The sequence below is a fragment of the Pseudomonas aestuarii genome (assembly GCF_027988105.1).
GTDB classification, from domain to species: domain Bacteria; phylum Pseudomonadota; class Gammaproteobacteria; order Pseudomonadales; family Pseudomonadaceae; genus Aquipseudomonas; species Aquipseudomonas aestuarii.
On sequence record NZ_JAQJZJ010000001.1, the window covers coordinates 660926 to 683369 of the forward strand.

Consider the following 22444-nt stretch of genomic DNA (forward strand, 5'->3'; position numbering starts at 1 on the left):
CGTTTCCCTAAAACTTCGGGCTTGCAAGGGAAGGGTGGGGAATTGCGGGCAATAAAAAACCGGCTCAAGCGGCCGGTTTTCTAGGGGTTCAGGTCGTTTCGGTACGATCTGAGATGTTTGTATGGTGCCCCGGGGGAGACTCGAACTCCCACTTCTTTCGAAAACGGATTTTGAATCCGCCGCGTCTACCGGTTCCGCCACCGGGGCACAATGGCGGCGAAGTATAGGGATGCCGGTGGCCTTGGTCAATCCACTTGCGTGGTCAGATTGCACTATTTCCGGTAAGCTTTGCCGCCCTGCTAGACGACCTCCTCCGAACATGCGTGTTGCCGACTTTGATTTCGAGCTGCCTGACGCTCTTATTGCCCGCCATCCGCTTGCCGAACGGCGTGCCAGCCGTTTGCTGGTGCTGGATGGACCGAGTGGTGCGCTGGCGCACCGTCAGTTCAGTGATTTGCTGGAGTATTTGCGCCCCGGCGACTTGATGGTGTTCAACAACACGCGGGTGATTCCTGCGCGTTTATTCGGCCAGAAGGCTTCTGGCGGCAAGCTCGAAGTGTTGGTCGAGCGGGTGCTGGACCGCCATCGCGTCCTGGCCCATGTCCGTTCGAGCAAATCGCCCAAGCCGGGTTCGACGATTCTGATCGATGGCGGCGGTGAGGCGCAGATGCTGGCGCGGCATGAGGCGCTGTTCGAGTTGCGCTTTGCCGAAGAGGTTTTGCCGCTGCTCGAGCGGGTTGGTCATATGCCGCTGCCTCCTTACATAGACCGCCCGGACGATGCCGCCGATCGTGAGCGTTATCAGACCGTCTATGCCGAGCGCGCCGGTGCAGTGGCGGCGCCAACCGCAGGCCTGCACTTCGATCAGGCGCTGTTGGCGTCCATTGCCGCGATGGGGGTGGAGAGTGCCTTCGTCACCCTGCATGTGGGCGCCGGGACTTTCCAGCCGGTGCGGGTCGAGCGTATCGAAGATCACCCGATGCACAGCGAGTGGCTGGAGGTCGGCCAGGATGTGGTCGATGCCGTGGCGGCCTGCCGTGCCCGAGGCGGGCGTGTGGTGGCGGTGGGCACCACCAGCGTGCGCTCGCTGGAAAGCGCGGCGCGCGATGGCGTGCTCAAGGCGTTCAGCGGCGACACCGACATCTTTATCTACCCGGGTCGGCCGCTGCATGTGGTCGATGCCCTGGTGACCAATTTCCATTTGCCGGAATCGACTTTGTTGATGCTGGTATCGGCGTTTGCCGGCTACCCCGAAACCATGGCGGCCTATACCAGCGCGATCGCCGAGGGTTATCGCTTCTTCAGTTATGGTGATGCCATGTTCATCACCCGCAACCCCGCGCCACGCGGGCCAGAGGATCACCTATGACGCGCACTTGCCGGATGGCTTTCGAATTGCTGGCGACCGATGGCAAGGCGCGGCGGGGCCGCATTACCTTTCCGCGTGGCGTGGTCGAGACGCCGGCGTTCATGCCGGTCGGCACCTATGGCACGGTCAAGGGCATGTTGCCGCGCGACATCGAGGCGATTGGCGCGCAGATGATCCTCGGCAATACCTTTCACCTGTGGCTGCGTCCCGGCACCGAGGTGATCAAGCGGCACGGCGACTTGCATGATTTCATGCAGTGGCAGGGGCCGATCCTCACCGATTCGGGCGGCTTTCAGGTGTTCAGTCTGGGGGCGATGCGCAAGATCAAGGAGGAGGGGGTGTATTTCGCCTCGCCGGTGGATGGCGCCAAGGTGTTCATGGGCCCCGAAGAGTCGATGCAGGTGCAGCGTGACCTGGGCTCGGACATCGTGATGATCTTCGACGAATGCACGCCGTATCCGGCCGAGTTCGACGTGGCCAAACGCTCCATGGAGCTCTCGCTGCGTTGGGCCAAGCGTTCGAAGGAGGCGCACGGCGACAATACGGCGGCGCTGTTCGGTATCGTGCAGGGTGGCATGCATGAAGAATTGCGCATGCGCTCGCTGGAAGGCTTGAATGCGCTGGATTTTGACGGTTTGGCGATTGGCGGCCTGTCGGTCGGCGAGCCGAAGGAAGAAATGATCCGCGTGCTGGATTACCTGCCCGCCCTGCTGCCCGCCGATAAGCCGCGCTATCTGATGGGGGTTGGCAAGCCCGAAGACTTGGTCGAAGGGGTACGCCGCGGTGTGGACATGTTCGACTGCGTGATGCCGACGCGCAATGCACGTAATGGCCATCTGTTCGTCGAGACCGGGGTGCTGAAGATTCGTAATGCGATGCACCGACATGATGATTCGCCACTCGATGCAACCTGTGATTGTTATACCTGCCAACATTTCTCCCGCGCCTACCTGCACCATTTGGATAAATGTGGCGAAATGCTGGGCAGTATGCTGAATACAATCCATAACTTACGGCACTATCAGCGGCTGATGGCTGGTTTGCGCGAGTCTATTCAACAGGGTACATTGGCCGCCTTTGTCGATGCCTTCTACGCCCGTCGTGGCCTGCCGGTTCCGGCGCTGGACTGATAAATCAACGTTTTCGAGTAGTTTCTAACAGGAGTGTTAAATGAGCTTTTTGATCCCTGAGGCTTTTGCCGATGCCGCTGCCCCAGCTGGTGCTGTGGGTTCTGGTTTCGAATGGGTGTTTCTGGTCGGCTTTCTGGTCATCTTCTACCTGATGATCTGGCGTCCCCAGGCCAAGCGAGCCAAGGAGCACAAGAATCTGCTCGGCAACCTGCAGAAAGGTGATGAGGTCGTGACCAGCGGCGGTATCGCCGGCAAAGTGAACAAGGTCAGCGATGACTTCGTGGTACTGGAAGTGTCCAGCACAGTCGAGCTGAAGATTCAGAAAGTGGCCATCGCCGCGACCCTGCCCAAGGGCACGCTGAAAGCTATTTAAGCGTCACACTCTTACCATCTGACGGGGCGCTTAAGGCGCCCCGCGTCATAACGGGCGGCGTCATGCTGAATAAATTCCCCCTCTGGAAGTATCTGCTGATCCTGGCTGTGCTGGCGATCGGCTTCCTTTATTCTGCGCCCAACCTGTATCCAGATGATCCGGCGATCCAGGTCAGCGGTACCAGCTCGGCCATGCAGGTCGAACAAGCTGATCTGGAGCGCGCCACGCGTGCCTTGCAGACCGCAGGAATTGAGGTCAAGGCTTCGAGTCTGGCTGCGCAAGGCCGTGCCGGCCTGCTGCGTCTGACCAAGCAGGCTGATCAGCTGCCTGCCAAGGATGTGGTGCGCAAGACCTTGGGCGAAGACTTCGTGGTCGCCTTGAACCTTGCGCAGACTACCCCTGATTGGCTGCGCAACCTGGGTGCGGGGCCGATGAAGCTGGGTCTGGATTTGTCCGGTGGCGTGCACTTCCTTCTGGAAGTGGACATGGACAAGGCTCTGGACGCGCGGCGCAAGGTCTACGAGGGGGAGGTCAAGAGCATGCTGCGCAAGGAGCGCGTGCGCTACCGCACCCTGCCCGAGCTCAACGGCGCGATTCAGTTGGGTTTCGTCGACGAGGCGACCCTGGAAAAGGCCCAGAGTCTGATTCGCAAGGAGTTCTCCGATTTCGAGTTGAGTTCGACCGAGCGTAGCGGTTTGCAGGTGCTGCGCTTGAACCTGACTCAGGCCAAGCTGGCGGAAATTCGCGAATATTCGATCAAGCAGAACCTGACGACCGTGCGTAACCGGGTCAACGAGCTGGGCGTGGCCGAGCCGCTGGTTCAGCGTCAGGGCGCCAACCGGATCGTGGTTGAGTTACCCGGGGTGCAGGACACCGCCGAGGCCAAGCGCATTCTGGGCAAGACGGCCAACCTCGAGTTTCGTCTGGCTGCCGATCCCGATGCATCGAGAGCCACGACCGAATCCTTCGAGTTCCGTGAGGAAGGGCGCCCGCCCGCGCAGTTGGAGCGTGAGCTGATCATCACCGGTGATCAGGTCACCGACGCCCAGGCCAGCTTCGATGAGAATGGCAGTCCGCAGGTAAACATCCGCCTGGATGGTCATGGCGGCGAGTTGATGAACCGTGCGACGCGCAGCAACGTCGGGCGCAGCATGGCGGTGATCTTTATCGAGCAGAAGCCGACGGTGCGTTACCTGCGCCAGGTGGTCGATGGTGTCGAAAAGGAAGTCGCGGTTCAGAGTTTCGTCGAAGAGAAGAAGATCATCAGTCTGGCGACCATCCAGTCGCCGCTGGGTAGCCAGTTCCGCATTACCGGCCTCGATGGTCCGGGTGAGTCGACCGAGCTGGCATTGTTGCTGCGTGCCGGCGGCCTGGCGGCGCCCATGTACTTCGCCGAAGAGCGCACCATCGGCCCGAGCCTGGGTGCCGACAACATCGCCAAGGGCGTCGATGCCGCCCTCTGGGGCATGTTGTTCGTGTCGCTGTTCATCATCGTCATCTATCGGTTCTTCGGCGTGCTGGCGACCATTGCCCTGGGCTTCAACATGGTGCTGCTGCTGGCGCTGATGTCGCTGCTGAGTGCCACCCTGACGCTGCCGGGCATCGCCGGTATCGTGCTGACCATGGGTATGGCGGTGGATGCCAACGTGCTGATCTTCTCGCGGATTCGCGAGGAAATCGCCAATGGCATGTCGGTGCAGCGGGCCATTCATGAGGGCTTCGATCGCGCTTATTCGGCGATTATCGATGGCAACCTGACCACCTTGTTGGTGGGGGGGATTCTTTTCGCCATGGGTACCGGTCCGGTCAAAGGCTTTGCGGTGACGCTGTCGCTGGGCATTCTCACCTCGATGTTCACCGCCATTCTGGTGACGCGAGCCATGGTCAACCTGAGCTTCGGCGGGCGTGACCTGAAGAAGTTGTGGATTTGAGGGGCTGAGATGAATCGTGTAATCAACTTCATGGGCGTGCGCCACATCGCGCTCGCCGCCACCGTGCTGCTGACGGTTATTGCGCTGGGTAGCCTGGTAGTAAAAGGTCTGAACTTCGGTCTGGATTTTACCGGTGGTACGCAGATCGAGCTGGCGTATGAGCAGCCTGCGGACCTCGGCAGTATTCGCCAGAGTCTGGCGGGCGCCGGTTATGGCGATGCCGTGGTGCAAAGCTTTGGTGCAACTACCGACGTGGTCGTGCGTATGCAGGGCGATGATGCGAACCTGGGCGACAAAGTCGCCACGGTTCTGCAGCAGTCTGGTGACAGATTGCAGGTAAAGAAGGTCGAGTTCGTCGGCCCGCAGGTCGGTGAGGAACTGCGTGATCAGGGCGGCCTGGGCATGCTCCTGGCGCTGGGTGGCGTCATGCTCTACCTGGCCTTCCGCTTCCAGTGGAAGTTCTCCATGGGTGCGTTCATCTCGCTGGTGCATGACGTCATCGTCACCCTGGGCATCCTGTCGTTCTTCCAGGTCACGTTCGACCTGACCGTGCTGGCGGCGATACTGGCGATCATCGGTTATTCGTTGAATGACACCATCGTGGTATTCGATCGGGTTCGCGAGAATTTCCGGGTACTGCGCAAGGCCAGTTTGATCGAAAACATCAATATTTCTACCACGCAAACCCTGTTGCGCACCCTGGCCACGTCGATTTCGACCTTGCTGGCGATTGCTGCCTTGCTGGTCTTTGGTGGCGATAATCTGTTCGGTTTTGCGATCACGTTGTTCGTGGGGGTGCTGGTGGGGACTTATTCATCGATCTATATCTCCAACGCGACACTGATCTGGTTTGACCTGACGGTCGAAGATCTGATTCCGCCAGTGCCGACTGAAGAGGTTGATGAGCGTCCCTGAGTCTGCCTCGGTAGCGGCCTGTTTTTCGCCTATTGAACTTGCCGCGCATCGCGCCTGTCCTATGTCGGGAAATCAGGCGCCATGCGCCTAATAAGCGAAAATCAGGAGTTCTTATGAGCAAGTCAATGCTCGTTGGTGCTGTGCTGGGTGCCGTCGGTGTGACGGCAGGCGGTGCGGTAGCCACTTACAACTTGGTAAGTGGTCCCGAGTACGCGGAAGTTCTAGCTGTGCAGCCGATCAAGCAGACGATCAAAACCCCGCGTGAGGTCTGTGAAGATGTCACCGTGACCCGGCAGAAGCCGGTACAGGATCAGCATCAGATTGCCGGTACGGCGATTGGTGCGGTTGTTGGCGGTTTGCTGGGTAACCAGGTTGGCGGCGGTTCCGGCAAGAAGATTGCTACCGTGGCCGGTGCCGTTGGTGGCGGTTACGCCGGCAACAAGGTGCAGGAAAACATGCAGGCCAATGCCACCTATACCACCACTGAAAACCGCTGCCGCACCGTGACCGATACCAGCGAAAAAGTGGTCGGTTATGACGTGAAGTATCAGTTGGACGGTAAGGAAGGGCGGGTGCGTATGGACAGCGATCCTGGCAGTCGGATTCCGGTCAAGGATGGGCAGTTGGTGGTGGCTGAAGCAGCCGAGTAACCCTGCACATGGAAAAGCGCCCTGCGGGGCGCTTTTTTTGTGGGTAATAAAAAACCGGCCAGCGGCCGGTTTTTTTATTTATCGCGCAGTCAGCGCTTCATTGAAGCGGAAAGATGCGGCTGGATGGCCGTCAGGACTGCCTTGAAGCACTTGGTGTTGCCGGCGACGATCTGGCCCTTCTCGAGGAATTCGTGGCCGCCGGTGAAGTCGCTAACCAGGCCGCCTGCTTCCTGAATCAGCAGGGCGCCGGCTGCCATGTCCCATTCGGACAGGCCGAACTCCCAGAATGCATCGTAACGGCCGGCGGCCACGTAGGCCAGGTCCAGGCTGGCAGCACCTGCCCGACGAACGCCGGCGGTCTGGCCAACCAGGTTGCGGAACATGCCCAGGTAGTTTTCCAGGTTGTCCAGCTGGCTATCGCGGAACGGGAAGCCGGTGCCGAGCAGGGCGCCTTCCAGGCTCTTGCGTGGGCTGACGCGCAGGCGGCGGCCGTTGAGGGCTGCGCCACGACCGCGACTGGCGGTGAATTCTTCCTGGCGCACCGGGTCGATGACCACGGCGTGCTCCAGTCGGCCGCGGTATTTGCAGGCCAGGCTGACGGCGAAGTGCGGCACGCCGCGGATGAAGTTGGTCGTGCCGTCCAGCGGGTCGATGATCCACAAGTAATCGGCGCCTTCACCGCTGCCTTGGATCAGGCCACCTTCCTCGCCGAGGAAGCCGTGGGTCGGATAAGCCTTGCGCAGCGCTTGGATGATCAGCAGCTCGGCCGAGCGATCGATCTCGGTGACGTAATCCTTGGCATCTTTCTCGTCGACCGAGATGACGTCCAAGCGTTCGATCGAGCGGAAAATCATTTCACCGGCGCTACGGGCTGCGCGCAGGGCGATATTCAGCATGGGGTGCATGGGTGATTCACCTGGGTCGTTAAAGAAAGCCGGCCATATTAGCAGAAAAGGCTGGTGGATGAAGTGCCGTCTGTGTCTTGCATGGCATTACCCCGAGCGGTTCTGTAAGCTTTGCTGCCCTTGGCTGCCCATGTGAGCGTTTGCGTTGCTGCAAAATATTCGAGTGGTTCTGGTTAATACCAGTCATCCCGGCAATATCGGCGGTGCTGCGCGCGCCATGAAAAACATGGGCCTGTCGCGCCTGGTGCTGGTCGATCCGATGGACTTTCCCAGTGGCGATGCGGTGGCCAGGGCTTCGGGCGCGACTGATATTCTCGAGGCTGCGCAGGTCGTCGGCACGCTCGAAGAAGCGTTGGTCGGTTGCAGTCTGGTGCTGGGCACCAGTGCGCGCGATCGGCGCATACCCTGGCCGTTGCTCGATCCACGCGAGTGCGGGCTGGCTGCGTGCGAACAGGCCCTGCAGGGTGGCGAGGTGGCCTTGGTGTTCGGTCGTGAGTACGCAGGCCTGACCAACGAAGAGCTGCAGCGATGTCATTTTCATGTGCACATTCCGTCTGATCCGGATTTCAGTTCGCTAAACCTGGCGGCGGCAGTGCAGGTGCTGGCCTATGAAGTGCGCATGGCCTGGCTGGCGGCGCAGAATCAGCCGACCAAGACGCTCAAGCTGGAGACCACGGCGATTCAGAGTTCCCAGCCGGTGACGACGGACGAGTTGGAGTCCTTTTATGCGCATCTGCAGCTCGCGCTGGTCGAGATCGGTTTCCTTGATCCGGCCAAGCCGCGGCATTTGATGAGCCGCTTACGGCGACTGTACGGCCGTAGCGGTATCAGTAAACTGGAAATGAATATCTTGCGTGGCATTCTGACGGAAACCGTCAAGGCGGCGCGTGGTGAGCACCATAAGCAGGGGAAAACTGATGTTTGAGCGCATGCGGGAAGATATCCAGGGCGTATTTCATCGCGATCCGGCGGCGCGTAATGCGCTGGAGGTGGTCACCTGCTATCCGGGCCTGCACGCAGTCTGGCTGCATCGCCTGGCTCATGCACTGTGGACGTCCGGCTGGAAGTGGTTGGCGCGGGTGGTCTCCAATCTGGGGCGCTGGTTGACCGGAATCGAGATCCATCCAGGGGCGAAGATTGGCCGACGCTTCTTCATTGACCATGGCATGGGCATCGTCATTGGCGAGACGGCCGAGATTGGCAATGATGTCACCCTGTATCAGGGCGTGACCCTGGGCGGCACCAGCTGGAACAAGGGCAAGCGCCATCCGACGCTGGAAGATGGCGTGGTGGTCGGTGCGGGGGCCAAGGTGCTCGGGCCGTTTACGGTGGGCGCGGGGGCCAAGATCGGCTCCAATGCAGTGGTGACCAAGGAGGTACCGGCGGGGGCGACCGCAGTCGGTATCCCCGGGCGAATCATCGTCAAGGTGGATGACGAGCAAGCGGCCAAGCGTCAGGCCATGGCGGAAAAACTGGGCTTCGATGCCTATGGCGTCGGTCAGGACATGCCGGACCCGGTGGCGCGCGCCATTGGTCAGTTGCTCGATCACTTGCAGGCGGTTGACGGGCGCCTGGAGGGCATGTGCAAGGCGCTCAACGAGTTGGGGAGTGACTACCGCGCCAAGGAGTTGCCGGCGCTACGTGACGAGGACTTCGTTGGTGTGTGCAAGGATCAGGATGACAAGCCGGCGGCGTGATGCGTCGGGGCGGGCGCTTTGCTATGCTGGGCGCCCTCCAGCGGCGGCTAATCCCGAGTAAAACCCTTGGTCTTATAGTTGACTTAAATACTCGGGAATTGCATACTCGCCGCAAATTGTGATCCCGTGGTAACTCCCTCATGCGACTAACCACCAAAGGCCGTTACGCTGTCACCGCCATGCTCGATCTGGCGTTGCATGCGCAGCATGGGCCGGTGTCCCTGGCCGATATCTCCGAGCGTCAGGGTATCTCCCTGTCATACCTCGAGCAGCTGTTCGCCAAGCTGCGCCGGAGCAATCTGGTGTCCAGCGTGCGTGGTCCCGGTGGCGGTTATCAGTTGTCGCGCGACATGCAGGGTATCCAGGTAGCCGAAGTAATCGATGCGGTCAACGAGTCGGTCGATGCCACGCGCTGTCAGGGGCAGGGCGATTGCCATAGCGGCGATACCTGCTTGACCCATCATTTGTGGTGCGACCTGAGTCAGCAGATTCATGAGTTCCTCAGTGGCATCAGTTTGGCTGATCTGGTGACGCGCCGCGAAGTGCAGGAGATCGCGCAGTGTCAGGATCAGCGACGCACTAATGGCAGGATGCCGCACTTGGACAAGATTGCAGCATCCACCGTCGATTGAACGTAGGGTGCCGGCCCGCGTGGCCCGAAACCTGATTAGGAGAAGATCAATGAAATTGCCGATTTACCTCGATTATTCCGCCACCACCCCGGTCGATCCGCGTGTGGCGCAAAAGATGAGTGAGTGTTTGCTGGTTGATGGCAACTTCGGCAATCCGGCATCGCGCTCCCATGTGTTTGGCTGGAAGGCCGAGGAGGCTGTTGAGAATGGTCGCCGTCAGGTCGCCGAGCTGGTCAATGCCGATCCGCGCGAGATCGTTTGGACCTCCGGTGCCACCGAGTCGAACAACCTGGCGATCAAGGGCATTGCGCACTTCTACAGTGGCAAGGGCAAGCACATCGTCACCTCGAAGATCGAGCACAAGGCGGTGCTGGACACCACCCGCCAGTTGGAGCGCGAAGGCTTCGAGGTGACCTATATCGAACCGGGTGAAGACGGGCTGATTACTCCGGCCATGGTCGAGGCGGCGCTGCGCGAGGACACCATTCTGGTGTCGATCATGCATGTGAACAACGAAATCGGCACCATCAACGATATCGCCGGCATCGGTGAAGTGACCCGTTCGCATGGCGTGTTCTTTCACGTCGATGCGGCGCAGTCCACCGGCAAGGTGGCCATCGATCTGGACAAGCTCAAGGTCGACCTGATGTCCTTCTCGGCACACAAGACCTACGGGCCCAAGGGCGTTGGTGCGCTCTACGTTCGGCGCAAGCCACGTGTGCGTCTGGAGGCCCAGACCCATGGCGGTGGTCATGAGCGCGGTATGCGCTCCGGCACCCTGGCGACTCACCAGATCGTCGGCATGGGCGAAGCCTTCCGGATTGCCAAAGAAGAAATGGCCCAGGAAAACCTGCGCATCAAGGCCTTGCGTGATCGTTTCTTCGAGCAGGTCGATGGCCTGGAAGAGTTGTACGTCAACGGCAGCATGACCTCGCGTGTGCCGCACAACCTCAACCTCAGCTTCAACTATGTCGAAGGCGAGTCGTTGATCATGGCGCTCAAGGATCTGGCGGTATCGTCGGGTTCGGCCTGTACCTCGGCCTCGCTTGAGCCGTCCTATGTGTTGCGCGCCCTGGGCCGTAACGACGAGTTGGCGCACAGTTCAATCCGTTTCACCTTCGGCCGGTTCACCACTGACGAAGAAGTCGACTACGCCGCGCAGAAGGTTCGTGAGGCGGTCACCAAGCTGCGTGAACTGTCGCCGCTGTGGGATATGTTCAAAGAGGGTGTCGATCTGTCCAAGGTCGAGTGGGCTGCACACTAAAGCTGCCGTTGAGCAGCCCCTGATGAGAGAGGAATACCAGCATGGCTTACAGTGAAAAGGTTATTGATCACTACGAAAATCCGCGCAACGTCGGCAAGATGGACGCGGAAGATCCGGATGTCGGGACCGGCATGGTCGGCGCCCCGGCCTGCGGCGACGTGATGCGCTTGCAGATCAAGGTCAACGAGCAGGGCGTGATTGAAGACGCCAAGTTCAAGACATATGGCTGCGGTTCCGCGATTGCCTCCAGCTCCCTCGCCACCGAGTGGATGAAGGGCAAGACCCTGGATGAGGCGGAAACCATCAAGAACACTCACCTCGCCGAAGAGTTGGCGTTGCCACCGGTTAAAATTCACTGTTCGGTACTCGCCGAGGACGCCATCAAGGCGGCCGTGCGTGATTACAAGCAGAAGAAAGGTTTGCTCTAAGGAGGTTGTCGATGGCTATCAGCATGACCGAAGCTGCCGCTCAGCATGTGCGGCGTTCGCTTGAAGGGCGCGGTAAGGGCGATGGCATCCGCCTGGCCGTGCGCACTACGGGCTGTTCGGGCCTGGCTTATGTGCTGGAGTTCGTCGACGAGGCCGCCAGCGAAGACCAGGTGTTCGAGACTCACGGGGTCAAGGTGATCATCGATCCCAAGAGCCTGGTGTACCTCGACGGCACCGAACTGGACTTCGTCAAGGAAGGGTTGAACGAAGGTTTCAAATTCAATAATCCTAACGTGCGCGGCGAGTGTGGCTGCGGCGAAAGCTTCAACATCTGAGGCCTTTGTGGGTAGTCCTTGTCATTTCGCCCTGTTTGATCTGCAGCCAAGCTTCCGTCTGGATCTTGAGCAGTTGGCCGTGCGTTATCGCGACCTGGCGCGCACTGTCCATCCGGATCGTTTTGCCGATGCCCCTGATCGTGAGCAGCGCTTGGCGCTGGAGCATTCGGCCAGCCTCAATGAGGCCTATAGCACCCTGAAAAGTGCCCCCAAGCGCGCGCGCTACCTGTTGGCCTTGAGTGGGCCGGAGTTGCCCCTGGAGGTCACGGTGCAAGACCCGGACTTCCTGCTGCAGCAGATGCATTGGCGTGAAGAGCTGGAAGATCTGCAGGACAGCGCTGACTTGGCGGGTGTGGCGACGTTCAAGTGCCGCCTGAAGATTGCTCAGGATGAGTTGCATGAAAGCTTTGCCGTTTGTTGGGATGATTCGTTGCGTCGCGCGGAGGCCGAGCGCCTGATGCGCCGCATGCAGTTTCTCGACAAGCTTTCCCACGAGGTGCGCCAGCTGGAAGAGCGCCTCGACGATTAACCCTCGCGCAGCCAACGTGGCACGCCTGATATACAGATAAGCATTTATTACTCATGGCCTTACTGCAGATCGCTGAGCCCGGACAGAGCCCCCAGCCCCACCAGCGTCGGTTGGCGGTGGGGATTGATCTGGGAACCACTAATTCGCTGGTCGCTGCCCTGCGCAGCGGCCTGTCCGAGCCGATCGCCGATGCCGCAGGGCAGGTCATTCTGCCCTCGGCGGTGCGCTATCACGCCGACCATGTCGAGGTCGGTGAGGCCGCCAGGCTGGCCGCATCGGCTGACCCGCTGAATACCGTGCTGTCAGTCAAGCGCCTGATGGGGCGCGGCCTGGCCGACGTCAAGCAGTTGGGCGAGCAGTTGCCCTATCGCTTTGTCGACGGCGAGTCGCACATGCCCTTCATCGATACGGTGCAGGGGCCGAAAAGCCCGGTCGAAGTGTCTGCCGATATCCTCAAGGTATTGCGCCTGCGTGCTGAGGCCGCTCTGGGTGGCGAGCTGGTTGGTGCGGTGATCACGGTGCCGGCCTACTTCGATGATTCCCAGCGCCAGGCCACCAAGGATGCGGCGCGCTTGGCCGGCTTGAATGTGCTGCGCCTGCTCAATGAGCCGACCGCTGCGGCCGTGGCTTATGGCCTGGACCAGCATGCCGAGGGCGTGGTGGCGATCTATGACCTGGGCGGCGGCACCTTCGATATCTCTATTTTGCGTCTTACCGGCGGGGTTTTCGAGGTCATGGCCACCGGCGGTGACAGTGCCTTGGGTGGTGACGATTTCGATCATGCAATTGCAGGCTGGATAATCGAGCAGGCCGGTCTTTCGGCCGATCTCGATCCGGGCGAACAGCGCAGTCTGCTGCAGGCCGCCTGCGTGGCCAAGGAAACCCTGACCAGTTGTGCTACGGCCCAGCTGAGTCATGGGGCCTGGCAGGGGCAGTTGAGTCGTGAGCAGTTCGAGGCGTTGATCGAGCCGATGCTGGCGCGCAGCCTCAAGGCCTGTCGGCGTGCCGTGCGCGACGCCGGCATCGAGCTGGAAGAAGTCCAGGCCGTGGTCATGGTCGGTGGTTCGACCCGCGTGCCGCGTGTACGCCAGGTAGTCGCCGAGATGTTTGCTCGCGAGCCCTTGACCGATATCGACCCGGATCAGGTTGTGGCCATTGGTGCCGCGATCCAGGCCGATGCCCTGGCGGGTAACAAGCGTGCCGATGGTGACGAGCTGCTGCTGCTCGATGTCATTCCGCTGTCGCTTGGCCTGGAAACCATGGGTGGGCTGATGGAGAAGGTGATTCCACGCAACACCACCATTCCGGTGGCGCGTGCCCAGGACTTCACCACCTATAAAGATGGCCAGACGGCCATGATGATTCATGTATTGCAAGGTGAGCGCGAGCTGATCAGCGATTGCCGCTCCCTGGCGCGTTTCGAGTTGCGCGGTATTCCGCCCATGGTTGCCGGTGCGGCGAAGATTCGTGTGACCTTCCAGGTCGATGCCGATGGTTTGCTCGGCGTAGCAGCCCGCGAGCTGGCGTCGGGCGTGGAGGCGAGCATCCAGGTCAAGCCGTCTTACGGGCTTACCGATGGCGAAATCGCGCGAATGCTGCAGGACTCGTTCAAGAATGCCGGTGACGACAAGGTCGCCCGTGTCTTGCGTGAGCTGCAGGTGGATGCCCAGCGGCTGATCGAGGCGGTAGAGGCTGCCTTGCAAGCCGATGGCGAGCGTTTGCTGGACGCCGATGAGCGCCTGGCAATCGATGCGCAAATGCAGCAATTGCGCGAGCTGATGGTGGGTAACGATGGCTTGGCCATCGAGCAGCAGACCAAACGTTTGACCCAGTTGACCGATGCCTTTGCCGCTCGCCGCCTGGATGCCACGGTCAAGGCCGCATTGGCTGGCCGTAGTCTTAATGAAATCGAGGAATAAGCATGCCGCAGGTGATTTTTCTGCCCAACGCCGACCACTGCCCTGAAGGGGCGGTGCTTGAAGCGCAGCCGGGCGAAACGGTGCTCAACGTCGCGCTGCGCAACGGTATCGACATCGAGCATGCCTGTGAGAAATCCTGTGCCTGCACGACCTGTCATGTGGTGGTTCGCGAGGGGTTTGCCTCCATGGATCCATCCGACGAACTCGAAGACGATATGCTGGACAAGGCCTGGGGACTGGAGCCTAATTCGCGGCTGTCTTGCCAGGCTGTGGTGGCTGAACAGGATCTGGTGGTCGAGATCCCCAGGTACACCATCAATCAAGTGTCCGAAGGGCATTGAACACTCGGCAAGGGAGCAGGTCATGAGTCTCAAATGGTCCGATGTGCTGGAAATCGCGATCCAGTTGGCGGAAAGCAAGCCTGACATTGATCCGCGTTTCGTCAATTTCGTCGACCTGCATCGCTGGGTGCTGGCGTTGCCGGATTTTTCCGACGATCCGCAGCGTGGCGGCGAGAAAGTGCTTGAAGCCATTCAGGCCGCCTGGATCGAAGAGGCGGAGTGACCCGCTTGTAAGCCATAAGTGGCAAGCTGCTAACCCGTTGGCGATTACCCAGGTCGACGACGCTTGCTTGGCGCTACTGGTGCGCCGCTTGGCACTGCTCTTATGTTTTCCCCCCAAACCCGCGTATAATTCGCGGGTTTAATTTTTCGTATTACCCACCGTTTCTGGAGTTACACATGGCTGTTCAACGTACTTTCTCCATCATCAAGCCCGACGCTGTTGCCAAGAATGTTATCGGCGAGATCGTTAGCCGTTTCGAAAAAGCCGGCCTGCGCGTCGTTGCCTCGAAAATGGTCCAGCTGTCCGAGCGCGAAGCTGGCGGTTTTTACGCCGAGCACAGCGAGCGCGGCTTCTTCAAGGATCTGGTTGCCTTCATGGTTTCGGGTCCGGTTATCGTTCAGGTGCTGGAAGGTGAAGATGCCATCGCCAAGAACCGTGAGCTGATGGGCGCAACCAACCCGAAAGAAGCGGCTGCCGGCACCATTCGCGCCGATTTCGCCGTATCCATCGACGAGAACGCGGTACACGGTTCCGATTCCGAGGCGTCCGCCGCTCGTGAAATCGCTTACTTCTTCTCCGCTACCGAGGTATGTGCGCGCATTCGCTAAGGCGACGCGTGCGAGGGTGAAGCCATGACTGAAGCGACCGGCAAAATCAATCTACTGGGTCTGACCCAGGCAGAAATGGAACAATTCTTCGAGGACATCGGGGAAAAGCGTTTCCGTGCCGGTCAGTTGATGAAGTGGATTCACCACTTTGGCGTCGATGATTTCGATGTCATGAGCAACGTAAGCAAGGTCTTGCGGGAAAAACTCAAGGCCTGTGCTGAAATTCGTGGCCCGGAAGTGGTCAGCGAAGATATTTCTACTGATGGCACGCGCAAGTGGGTGGTGCGGGTGGCGTCAGGCAGTTGTGTGGAAACCGTATATATCCCGCAAGGTACGCGCGGCACCCTGTGTGTTTCCTCGCAGGCGGGCTGTGCTCTGGATTGCAGTTTCTGCTCGACTGGTAAGCAAGGCTTCAACAGCGATCTGAGCGCCGCCGAAGTGATCGGCCAGGTGTGGATCGCCAACAAGTCGTTCGGTAGCGTGCCCGCCAGGGTCGATCGCGCCATCACCAATGTGGTGATGATGGGCATGGGCGAGCCGCTGCTGAACTTCGATAACGTGGTCGCCGCCATGAAGATCATGATGGACGACCTCGGTTATGGTATCTCCAAGCGCAAGGTGACCCTGTCCACCTCGGGCGTGGTGCCGATGATCGACAAGCTGGGCGAAGTCATCGACGTGTCCCTGGCCTTGTCGCTGCATGCGCCGAACGATGAGTTGCGCAACCAGTTGGTGCCGATCAACAAGAAGTATCCGCTGGAGATGCTGCTGGCGGCGTGCCAGCGTTATGTCTCGCGTCTCGGCGAGAAGCGTGTGCTGACCATCGAGTACACGCTGCTCAAGGATGTCAACGATAAGCCCGAGCACGCTGAGCAGATGATCGCACTTCTGCAAAATGTACCTTGCAAGATCAACCTGATTCCGTTTAATCCCTTCCCCTTCTCGGGTTACGAGCGGCCGAGCAACAATGCCATTCGCCGTTTCCAGGATCTGCTGCACAAAGCCGGGCACAATGTCACCGTGCGCACCACGCGCGGCGAAGACATCGATGCTGCCTGCGGCCAGTTGGTCGGCCAGGTCATGGATCGTACTCGTCGTAGCGAACGCTACATCGCCGTGCGTGAGTTGAGTAGCGAGGCCGAGACGCCGAGTTCCGCCGCCAATCGAACTTGAAGAGAGGATACCCATGACCCTGCGCCCAGCGCTGTTCTTGTTAATCGCCAGCCTGTTGGCAGGCTGTGTGTCGACTGGCGACGTCGACCCGATGAGAACCGAAAAAGGGCGTGATGGTGCGCGTGATGCCTACATTCAGCTGGGGCTCGGTTATCTGCAGCAAGGCGCCAGTGAGCGGGCCAAGGTGCCGTTGAAAAAGGCACTCGACCTCGACCCGTCCAACGCGGATGCGCATGCGGCTCTGGCGTTGGTGTTTCAGCACGAAATGGAATACAAGCTGGCCGATGAGCATTATCGCACCGCGTTATCGCAACGCCGCGACGATGCCCGGCTGTTGAATAACTACGGTGGTTTCCTGTTCGAGCAGGAGCGCTATCAGGAGGCGCTCGAGCATTATCAGCAAGCTTCGCGCGATACCCTTTACCCCGAGCGGTCACGGGTGTTCGAGAACCTTGGTTTGACTGCCTTGAAGCTCAATCAGCGCGACCAGGCGAAAACCTATTTCGCGCGCTCGCTTCGCCTGAATAGTCGCCAGCCGCGGGCACTCCTCGAGATGGCGGTCATGCTCTACGAGGACAAGCAATATGTGCCGGCGCGCGGCTATTACGATAGCTACAGCCTGCTGGCCGAGCAGAATGCGCGTAGCCTGTTGCTCGGCGCGAATCTGGCGACCATCTTCGAGGATCGCGACACGGCGGCCAGCCTGGGTCTGCAATTGAAACGTCTTTATCCCGGTACGCCGGAATATCAGCAATATCGGTCGGAGCAATGATGAAAGTGGCGCATCCTGAAGTTGTAACAACCCAGCGCGTCAATCCCGGTGAGTCACTGCGCGAGGCGCGCGAGAGCAAGGGCTGGGCCGTAGACGAAGTGGCCGCCCAACTGAATCTCACGCCGCTGCGCCTGAGTCAGATCGAAGCGGGGGCTTTCGATAAATTGCCGGGCAATACCTTTGCCCGCGGCTATGTTCGCGCTTATGCCAAACTCCTGGGCATGGATCAGAGTCGTCTGGTCCTGGAGTTCGATCAGTTCACTGGCAGTGATGCCGTGGGCAGCGATGTACACAGCCTGGGCCATATCGAGGAGCCCGCGCGTTACTCGCAAAGCATCCTGCGATTCGTCAGTTTTGCCTTGCTGCTGGCGCTGACTGGCGTCGGTTTTTACTGGTGGCAAGAGCAGGGCGCGCGGCATGTCGGTGAGTCGCCTGTCACCACTATCGAGCAGGTTGAAGTAGACGGTGCCGATGGCCTGACCCAGCTGCATCCTCTGGATGAGCCGGAAGATCAGGCCGTGCTGGCGGCTCAGGGCGTGACTGAGCTGAACCTGACGCCTGCCATCGCCGAACAAACCGCGGAGTCGGAATTGGACGCTGCCGTCGAACAGGCAGCAGCTGAGCCGGCTGGCGAAGAGCCCCAGGCCGAACCTGCAGTTGCCGACAGCCCCGTAGCGGCCAACACGACTGAATCGCTGGCCGTGGCTGCCGGCGAGGGCATGGTCAGTGTCAGCTATGTCGCTGACTGCTGGACACAATTGACCGACGCCAGTGGCAAGGTGCTGTTCAGTGCGCTCAAGCGTAAAGGCGATACTTTGCAGGTGGCCGGCAAGGCGCCGTTGGAGTTACGCCTGGGCTTTGCCCGTGGTGCGCAGGTCAGCTTCAACGGTCAGGCGGTCGATGTGACGCCCTATCTCACGGGTGAAACCGCACGTATCAAGTTGGGTGGTCAGTAAGATGCATTGCGAATCGCCGATCAAGCGTCGTCTGACGCGCAAGATTTGGGTTGGCTCGGTGCCGGTGGGGGGCGATGCGCCCATCGCTGTGCAGAGCATGACCAATACCGATACCAACGATGTGGCTGCCACAGTGGCCCAAGTCCGCCGTCTGCAGGACGCCGGTGCGGATATCGTGCGTATTTCGGTGCCGGACATGGACGCCGCCGAAGCCTTTGGCCGAATCAAGCAGCAGGTCAGCCTGCCGCTGGTGGCGGATATCCACTTCGATTATCAGATCGCCCTGCGGGTGGCCGAACTGGGCGTAGATTGCCTGCGCATCAATCCGGGCAATATCGGCCGTGCAGATCGGGTCAAGGCGGTGGTCGAGGCGGCCCGCGATCGCGGGATCTCGATTCGCATCGGGGTCAACGCCGGTTCGCTGGAAAAAGACCTGCAGAAGAAATACGGCGAGCCGACCCCGGAAGCACTGGTCGAGTCGGCGCTCCGCCATGTAGAACATCTGGATCGTTTGAATTTTCCCGACTTCAAGGTCAGCGTCAAAGCCTCCGATGTGTTCATGGCGGTGGAGGCCTATCGGCTGCTGTCCAAGCAGATCGAACAACCCTTGCACCTGGGCATCACCGAGGCCGGTGGTCTGCGCTCGGGCACTGTGAAGTCGGCGGTGGGGCTGGGTATGCTGCTGGCCGAGGGCATTGGCGATACCATCCGCATCTCCCTGGCCGCGGACCCGGTGGAAGAGATCAAGGTTGGCTTCGATATTCTCAAGTCGCTGCGCCTGCGCTCTCGAGGGATCAACTTCATCGCCTGCCCGAGCTGCTCGCGGCAGAATTTCGATGTGGTCAAGACCATGAACGACCTTGAAGGTCGCCTGGAAGACCTGCTGGTACCGCTGGATGTCGCGGTGATCGGCTGTGTGGTCAACGGCCCGGGCGAAGCCAAGGAAGCAGACATCGGCCTCACCGGCGGTTCGCCGAGCAACCTGATCTATATCGATGGCAAACCGGCGCAAAAGCTGAACAACGACAACCTGGTGGATGAGCTGGAAAAGTTGATACGCCAGAAGGCGGCCGAGAAGGTCGCTGCTGACGCCGCGGTCATCGTGCGCAGCTAACCCTGTTAAGGAAATGAATTGAGCAAGTCCCTGCAAGCCATTCGTGGCATGAACGATATCCTGCCGGAGCAGACCCCGCTTTGGCGTTATTTCGAAGACAGCGTCGCGCGCCTGCTGGATGGCTATGGCTATCGGCAGATCCGCATGCCGATCGTCGAGTTCACCGAGCTATTCAAGCGCTCGATCGGCGAAGTGACCGACATCGTCGAAAAGGAGATGTACACCTTCGAGGATCGCAACGGTGATTCCCTGACCCTGCGTCCGGAAGGCACCGCCGCCTGCGTGCGAGCCGTGCTCGAGCACGGCCTGGCCGGTGGCGGGCAGACCCAGAAACTCTGGTACATCGGCCCGATGTTTCGTCACGAGCGTCCCCAGAAGGGGCGCTATCGGCAATTCCACCAGATCGGTGTCGAAGTCTTCAACATCGACGGCCCGGATATCGACGCCGAGTTGATCATCCTGACCTGGCGTCTGTGGGGCCTGCTCGGCATCCGCGATGCGGTCACGCTGGAGTTGAACAGTCTTGGCACCAGCGCGGCGCGCGCGGTCTATCGCGAGGCCCTGATCGAGTACCTCACGGCCCGCGCCGAGCTGCTTGATGAAGACAGTCGCCGACGCATGACCAGTAATCCGCTGCGTGTGCTCGACAGCAAGAACCCGGACACCCAGGCGCTGCTGGCCGACGCGCCGAAGCTGGCCGATTACCTGGACGACGAATCGCGGGTGCATTTCGCCGGCCTGAAGGCGCGCCTGGATGCGGCCGGGGTGCCCTATGTGATCAATCCCAAGCTGGTGCGTGGCCTGGATTACTACAGCAAGACCGTGTTCGAGTGGGTGACCGATCAGCTCGGTGCCCAAGGCACCGTCTGCGCCGGTGGTCGCTACGATGGCCTGGTCGAGCAGATGGGCGGCAAGCCGACACCGGGTGTGGGATTTGCCATGGGCATCGAGCGTCTGGTGCTGCTGATCGAAACCCTGGACAAGGTACCCGCAGAAATCGCCCGGCAGGTCGATGTCTACCTCTGTGCGCTGGGTGAACCGGCAGAACTGGCAGCCCTGGCCCTGGCCGAACGCCTGCGTGATCAACTGCCGGCGCTGCGTTTGCAGGTCAATGCCGGCGCCGGCAGCTTCAAGAGTCAACTGAAGAAGGCCGACAAGAGCGGCGCGCTTTATGCCTTGGTCATGGGTGAAGACGAACTGGCCCAGCAAGTGGTAGGTTGCAAGCCGCTGCGGGGCCAGGGTGAACAACAAAGTATCGCCTGGGCGGCACTGGCCGACCATTTGGCGACCTGCGTCTTGCAGGCCTGACAGGCTGTTAAGCGATTTAGCGAATAGGAGTATCTGGGGTGGTTTCGCGTACCGATGATGAAGAACTGGCGGTAATCAAGGATTGGTGGCAGCGCAACGGCAAGCCATTGCTCACTGGCAGCGTATTGGCGCTGGTGGTGGTGTTTGGCTGGCAGGGCTGGCAGAAATACCAGACCAGCCAGGCTCATGGCGCCTCGATGCTCTATCAGCAATTGCTCGAGACCGCGTTGAACCCGAGTGGCCAGCCTGATCCGGGCAAGGTCGCTGAGTTGGCCGGCAAGCTCAAGAGTGATTTTTCCGGCACTCACTATGCCCAGTACGGCAGTCTGTTCGTTGCCAAGGTCGCAGTCGAATCCGGCCAGCTGGACGATGCTGCGGCCGAGTTGCAGGCGATTGTCGACGAGCCGGTAGACGACACGCTGGCTGAACTGGCCCGGCAGCGTCTGGCCCGTGTTCTGGCTGCGCAGGACAAAGTCGATGAGGCCCTCAAGCTGCTCGAGGGTGATGCCGATCAAGCCTACCTCGCCAGCCGAGAAGAGCTTAAAGGCGACCTGTTGGTGAAGTTGGGTCGTAGCGATGAGGCCTATGCCGCCTATGTAAAAGCCAAGGCGGCGCTGGCCGAAGACGCTGCAGTAGGTGGCTTGCAATTGAAGCTCGACGATTTGGCCAAAGGGGATGCGTGACGTGATGCGTTGGAAGAATGCCGCACTGCTGGCCCTGGCCGTTCTGGCCGTAGGTTGCAGCAGCAACAGTAAAAAGGAATTGCCGCCTGCCGATCTGCCTGACTTCGAAGAAGAAGTCGTGCTGCAGAAGGAGTGGAGCCGTTCGATCGGTGAAGGCCAGGGTAAAACCTTCAACATGCTGGTACCCGCTGTCGAGGGTGACAGCATTTATGCGGCCGATGTCGAGGGCCTGGTCATGGCGCTCGACCGCATGACCGGTAAGGTGATCTGGAAACAAGACCTGGATCTGCCGGTTTCGGGTGCCGTGGGCGCCGGTTACGGCCTGGTGGTGCTTGGCACACTGAAGGGTGAGATCATTGCCCTTGATGCCAGCTCCGGTGAGGAAAAGTGGCGCGCACAAGTGGCCAGTGAGGTGCTCGCGGCTCCGGCAGTCAATGGCGACATCGTGCTGGTGCAAACTCAAGATGATAGTCTGGTTGCCCTGGATGCTGACACCGGCAGCCAGCGCTGGATCTTTGAAAACACCCCGGCAGTTCTGACCCTGCGCGGCACCGGTAGCCCGGTACTGACCAATCGTCTGGCCATTGCCGGCCTGTCCAGCGGCAAGGTGATCGCCCTCGATGCCCAGCGCGGTATTCCAGTGTGGGAGCAGCGTGTGGCGATTCCGCAAGGGCGCTCCGAGCTTGAACGCGTGGTGGACATCGACGGCGGCCTGCTGCTTTCGGGTGGCAAGCTGTATGTCGTCAGCTACCAGGGCCGTGTGGCTGCGCTGGATTTGGAAAGCGGGCGGGTGCTGTGGCAGCGCGAAGCCTCCAGTTCGGTCGGCGTCGCCCAGGGTTTCGGCAACGTCTATGTCAGCCTGGCCAATGGTACGGTCGAGGGCATCGACGAGCGTTCCTCCTCGGCGCTGTGGAGCAACGATGCACTGGCGCGTCGCCAATTGTCGGCGCCGGAAGTGTTTTCCAGCTATATCGCCTTCGGCGATCTGGAAGGTTACCTGCACCTGATCAGCCAGGTGGATGGGCGTTTTGTCGGGCGTGCGCGCATTGATAGCGATGGCTTGCGTGCCCGTCCACTGGTGGTCGGGGCCTGGCTGTATGCGTTCGGCAACGGTGGCAAACTGGTCGCACTGACCGTCAAGTGAGCCACTGCTAACGGGCTTGGCTATGCTGCACGGCAATGCCGTGCT

25 protein-coding genes and 1 tRNA gene are annotated in these 22444 nt (G+C 60.2%); 24 read left to right on the forward strand and 2 right to left on the reverse strand.

Annotated features, from left to right (window positions below):
• Positions 1 to 122 precede the first annotated feature (122 nt).
• Positions 123 to 207: transfer RNA gene (locus PH586_RS03005), tRNA-Leu, on the reverse strand.
• 112 nt (positions 208 to 319) lie between these two features.
• On the opposite strand from PH586_RS03005, the gene queA reads away from it, so the two are divergent.
• From queA to PH586_RS03035, 6 genes are all read left to right on the forward strand, one after another.
• Positions 320 to 1369: a tRNA preQ1(34) S-adenosylmethionine ribosyltransferase-isomerase QueA gene (queA, locus tag PH586_RS03010; RefSeq protein WP_271346275.1), complete on the forward strand. Its 1050-nt coding sequence runs from the start codon at positions 320 to 322 to the stop codon at positions 1367 to 1369.
• 14 nt (positions 1370 to 1383) lie between these two features.
• A complete protein-coding gene (gene tgt, locus PH586_RS03015) occupies positions 1384 to 2499 on the forward strand; it encodes a tRNA guanosine(34) transglycosylase Tgt (RefSeq protein WP_271346458.1) in 1116 nt (371 codons plus the stop codon).
• 40 nt (positions 2500 to 2539) lie between these two features.
• The gene (yajC, locus tag PH586_RS03020) at positions 2540 to 2872 is read left to right on the forward strand and encodes a preprotein translocase subunit YajC (RefSeq protein WP_271346276.1); all 333 of its coding nucleotides are present in this window, start codon (positions 2540 to 2542) and stop codon (positions 2870 to 2872) included.
• Positions 2873 to 2934: 62 nt separating this feature from the next.
• Positions 2935 to 4803, forward strand: coding sequence for a protein translocase subunit SecD (secD, locus tag PH586_RS03025; protein WP_271346277.1), 1869 nt, complete (start codon positions 2935 to 2937; stop codon positions 4801 to 4803).
• A 9-nt stretch (positions 4804 to 4812) separates the two neighbouring features.
• The gene (secF, locus tag PH586_RS03030) at positions 4813 to 5718 is read left to right on the forward strand and encodes a protein translocase subunit SecF (RefSeq protein WP_271346278.1); all 906 of its coding nucleotides are present in this window, start codon (positions 4813 to 4815) and stop codon (positions 5716 to 5718) included.
• A gap of 113 nt (positions 5719 to 5831) precedes the next feature.
• Complete coding sequence (locus PH586_RS03035) at positions 5832 to 6368, forward strand: glycine zipper 2TM domain-containing protein (protein ID WP_271346279.1); 537 nt, start codon at positions 5832 to 5834, stop codon at positions 6366 to 6368.
• Between the two features lie 89 nt (positions 6369 to 6457).
• Here the strand turns inward: PH586_RS03035 and suhB are convergent, their stop codons facing one another.
• Positions 6458 to 7273 carry a type III secretion system regulator SuhB gene (gene suhB, locus PH586_RS03040; RefSeq protein ID WP_271346280.1) on the reverse strand — a complete coding sequence of 272 codons (816 nt, stop codon included), beginning with the start codon at positions 7271 to 7273 and terminating at the stop codon, positions 6458 to 6460.
• Positions 7274 to 7418: 145 nt separating this feature from the next.
• Here suhB and trmJ point away from each other — a divergent pair, with 145 nt between their 5' ends.
• The 18 genes from trmJ to bamB all read left to right on the forward strand — a co-directional run bounded on the left by trmJ (position 7419) and on the right by bamB (position 22399).
• The gene (gene trmJ, locus PH586_RS03045; RefSeq protein ID WP_271346281.1) at positions 7419 to 8198 is read left to right on the forward strand and encodes a tRNA (cytosine(32)/uridine(32)-2'-O)-methyltransferase TrmJ; all 780 of its coding nucleotides are present in this window, start codon (positions 7419 to 7421) and stop codon (positions 8196 to 8198) included.
• Positions 8191 to 8970 carry a serine O-acetyltransferase gene (cysE, locus tag PH586_RS03050; protein ID WP_271346282.1) on the forward strand — a complete coding sequence of 260 codons (780 nt, stop codon included), beginning with the start codon at positions 8191 to 8193 and terminating at the stop codon, positions 8968 to 8970. Before trmJ ends, cysE begins: the two co-directional genes overlap by 8 nt.
• 140 nt (positions 8971 to 9110) lie before the next feature.
• Positions 9111 to 9602 (forward strand): Fe-S cluster assembly transcriptional regulator IscR, encoded by a 492-nt coding sequence (gene iscR / locus PH586_RS03055; RefSeq protein WP_271346283.1) that lies wholly within the window; start codon positions 9111 to 9113, stop codon positions 9600 to 9602.
• Positions 9603 to 9651: 49 nt separating this feature from the next.
• Positions 9652 to 10866 (forward strand): IscS subfamily cysteine desulfurase, encoded by a 1215-nt coding sequence (locus tag PH586_RS03060; RefSeq protein ID WP_271346284.1) that lies wholly within the window; start codon positions 9652 to 9654, stop codon positions 10864 to 10866.
• Positions 10867 to 10907: 41 nt separating this feature from the next.
• Complete coding sequence (iscU, locus tag PH586_RS03065; RefSeq protein ID WP_079203001.1) at positions 10908 to 11294, forward strand: Fe-S cluster assembly scaffold IscU; 387 nt, start codon at positions 10908 to 10910, stop codon at positions 11292 to 11294.
• Positions 11295 to 11305: 11 nt separating this feature from the next.
• Positions 11306 to 11629, forward strand: a complete 324-nt coding sequence (gene iscA, locus PH586_RS03070) for an iron-sulfur cluster assembly protein IscA (protein WP_079203000.1) — start codon at positions 11306 to 11308, stop codon at positions 11627 to 11629.
• Positions 11630 to 11636: 7 nt separating this feature from the next.
• The gene (gene hscB / locus PH586_RS03075; RefSeq protein ID WP_271346285.1) at positions 11637 to 12158 is read left to right on the forward strand and encodes a co-chaperone HscB; all 522 of its coding nucleotides are present in this window, start codon (positions 11637 to 11639) and stop codon (positions 12156 to 12158) included.
• Between the two features lie 53 nt (positions 12159 to 12211).
• The gene (hscA, locus tag PH586_RS03080; protein ID WP_271346286.1) at positions 12212 to 14077 is read left to right on the forward strand and encodes a Fe-S protein assembly chaperone HscA; all 1866 of its coding nucleotides are present in this window, start codon (positions 12212 to 12214) and stop codon (positions 14075 to 14077) included.
• Positions 14078 to 14079: 2 nt separating this feature from the next.
• Positions 14080 to 14418, forward strand: a complete 339-nt coding sequence (gene fdx, locus PH586_RS03085; RefSeq protein ID WP_271346287.1) for an ISC system 2Fe-2S type ferredoxin — start codon at positions 14080 to 14082, stop codon at positions 14416 to 14418.
• Positions 14419 to 14440: 22 nt separating this feature from the next.
• Entirely contained in the window at positions 14441 to 14641 is a 201-nt protein-coding gene (gene iscX / locus PH586_RS03090) for a Fe-S cluster assembly protein IscX (protein ID WP_271346288.1), read from the forward strand.
• Between the two features lie 176 nt (positions 14642 to 14817).
• Positions 14818 to 15249 carry a nucleoside-diphosphate kinase gene (ndk, locus tag PH586_RS03095; RefSeq protein ID WP_238039797.1) on the forward strand — a complete coding sequence of 144 codons (432 nt, stop codon included), beginning with the start codon at positions 14818 to 14820 and terminating at the stop codon, positions 15247 to 15249.
• A 24-nt stretch (positions 15250 to 15273) separates the two neighbouring features.
• Positions 15274 to 16422, forward strand: coding sequence for a 23S rRNA (adenine(2503)-C(2))-methyltransferase RlmN (rlmN, locus tag PH586_RS03100; protein ID WP_271346289.1), 1149 nt, complete (start codon positions 15274 to 15276; stop codon positions 16420 to 16422).
• A gap of 13 nt (positions 16423 to 16435) precedes the next feature.
• Positions 16436 to 17194, forward strand: coding sequence for a type IV pilus biogenesis/stability protein PilW (gene pilW, locus PH586_RS03105; protein ID WP_271346290.1), 759 nt, complete (start codon positions 16436 to 16438; stop codon positions 17192 to 17194).
• A complete protein-coding gene (locus tag PH586_RS03110; protein WP_271346291.1) occupies positions 17194 to 18150 on the forward strand; it encodes a RodZ domain-containing protein in 957 nt (318 codons plus the stop codon). Before pilW ends, PH586_RS03110 begins: the two co-directional genes overlap by 1 nt.
• 1 nt (position 18151) lies before the next feature.
• Positions 18152 to 19264: a flavodoxin-dependent (E)-4-hydroxy-3-methylbut-2-enyl-diphosphate synthase gene (ispG, locus tag PH586_RS03115; RefSeq protein WP_238039793.1), complete on the forward strand. Its 1113-nt coding sequence runs from the start codon at positions 18152 to 18154 to the stop codon at positions 19262 to 19264.
• Between the two features lie 18 nt (positions 19265 to 19282).
• The gene (hisS, locus tag PH586_RS03120; protein WP_271346292.1) at positions 19283 to 20572 is read left to right on the forward strand and encodes a histidine--tRNA ligase; all 1290 of its coding nucleotides are present in this window, start codon (positions 19283 to 19285) and stop codon (positions 20570 to 20572) included.
• Between the two features lie 38 nt (positions 20573 to 20610).
• Positions 20611 to 21255: a tetratricopeptide repeat protein gene (locus tag PH586_RS03125; protein ID WP_271346293.1), complete on the forward strand. Its 645-nt coding sequence runs from the start codon at positions 20611 to 20613 to the stop codon at positions 21253 to 21255.
• Entirely contained in the window at positions 21248 to 22399 is a 1152-nt protein-coding gene (gene bamB, locus PH586_RS03130) for an outer membrane protein assembly factor BamB (protein WP_271346294.1), read from the forward strand. Before PH586_RS03125 ends, bamB begins: the two co-directional genes overlap by 8 nt.
• Positions 22400 to 22444: the final 45 nt, after the last annotated feature.

What these genes read in the sequence shown, in the direction of transcription:
- suhB (WP_271346280.1), bottom strand. Translation starts at nt 7,273, where the DNA reads ATGCACCCCATGCTGAATATCGCCCTGCGCGCAGCCCGTAGCGCCGGT.
- iscA (WP_079203000.1), top strand. Translation starts at nt 11,306, where the DNA reads ATGGCTATCAGCATGACCGAAGCTGCCGCTCAGCATGTGCGGCGTTCG.
- ndk (WP_238039797.1), top strand. Translation starts at nt 14,818, where the DNA reads ATGGCTGTTCAACGTACTTTCTCCATCATCAAGCCCGACGCTGTTGCC.
- PH586_RS03060 (WP_271346284.1), top strand. Translation starts at nt 9,652, where the DNA reads ATGAAATTGCCGATTTACCTCGATTATTCCGCCACCACCCCGGTCGAT.
- tgt (WP_271346458.1), top strand. Translation starts at nt 1,384, where the DNA reads ATGGCTTTCGAATTGCTGGCGACCGATGGCAAGGCGCGGCGGGGCCGC.
- queA (WP_271346275.1), top strand. Translation starts at nt 320, where the DNA reads ATGCGTGTTGCCGACTTTGATTTCGAGCTGCCTGACGCTCTTATTGCC.
- secF (WP_271346278.1), top strand. Translation starts at nt 4,813, where the DNA reads ATGAATCGTGTAATCAACTTCATGGGCGTGCGCCACATCGCGCTCGCC.
- yajC (WP_271346276.1), top strand. Translation starts at nt 2,540, where the DNA reads ATGAGCTTTTTGATCCCTGAGGCTTTTGCCGATGCCGCTGCCCCAGCT.
- iscX (WP_271346288.1), top strand. Translation starts at nt 14,441, where the DNA reads ATGAGTCTCAAATGGTCCGATGTGCTGGAAATCGCGATCCAGTTGGCG.
- iscU (WP_079203001.1), top strand. Translation starts at nt 10,908, where the DNA reads ATGGCTTACAGTGAAAAGGTTATTGATCACTACGAAAATCCGCGCAAC.
- secD (WP_271346277.1), top strand. Translation starts at nt 2,935, where the DNA reads ATGCTGAATAAATTCCCCCTCTGGAAGTATCTGCTGATCCTGGCTGTG.
- fdx (WP_271346287.1), top strand. Translation starts at nt 14,080, where the DNA reads ATGCCGCAGGTGATTTTTCTGCCCAACGCCGACCACTGCCCTGAAGGG.
- iscR (WP_271346283.1), top strand. Translation starts at nt 9,111, where the DNA reads ATGCGACTAACCACCAAAGGCCGTTACGCTGTCACCGCCATGCTCGAT.
- hscA (WP_271346286.1), top strand. Translation starts at nt 12,212, where the DNA reads ATGGCCTTACTGCAGATCGCTGAGCCCGGACAGAGCCCCCAGCCCCAC.
- PH586_RS03035 (WP_271346279.1), top strand. Translation starts at nt 5,832, where the DNA reads ATGAGCAAGTCAATGCTCGTTGGTGCTGTGCTGGGTGCCGTCGGTGTG.
- PH586_RS03110 (WP_271346291.1), top strand. Translation starts at nt 17,194, where the DNA reads ATGAAAGTGGCGCATCCTGAAGTTGTAACAACCCAGCGCGTCAATCCC.
- cysE (WP_271346282.1), top strand. Translation starts at nt 8,191, where the DNA reads ATGTTTGAGCGCATGCGGGAAGATATCCAGGGCGTATTTCATCGCGAT.
- pilW (WP_271346290.1), top strand. Translation starts at nt 16,436, where the DNA reads ATGACCCTGCGCCCAGCGCTGTTCTTGTTAATCGCCAGCCTGTTGGCA.
- ispG (WP_238039793.1), top strand. Translation starts at nt 18,152, where the DNA reads ATGCATTGCGAATCGCCGATCAAGCGTCGTCTGACGCGCAAGATTTGG.
- rlmN (WP_271346289.1), top strand. Translation starts at nt 15,274, where the DNA reads ATGACTGAAGCGACCGGCAAAATCAATCTACTGGGTCTGACCCAGGCA.
- bamB (WP_271346294.1), top strand. Translation starts at nt 21,248, where the DNA reads ATGCGTGACGTGATGCGTTGGAAGAATGCCGCACTGCTGGCCCTGGCC.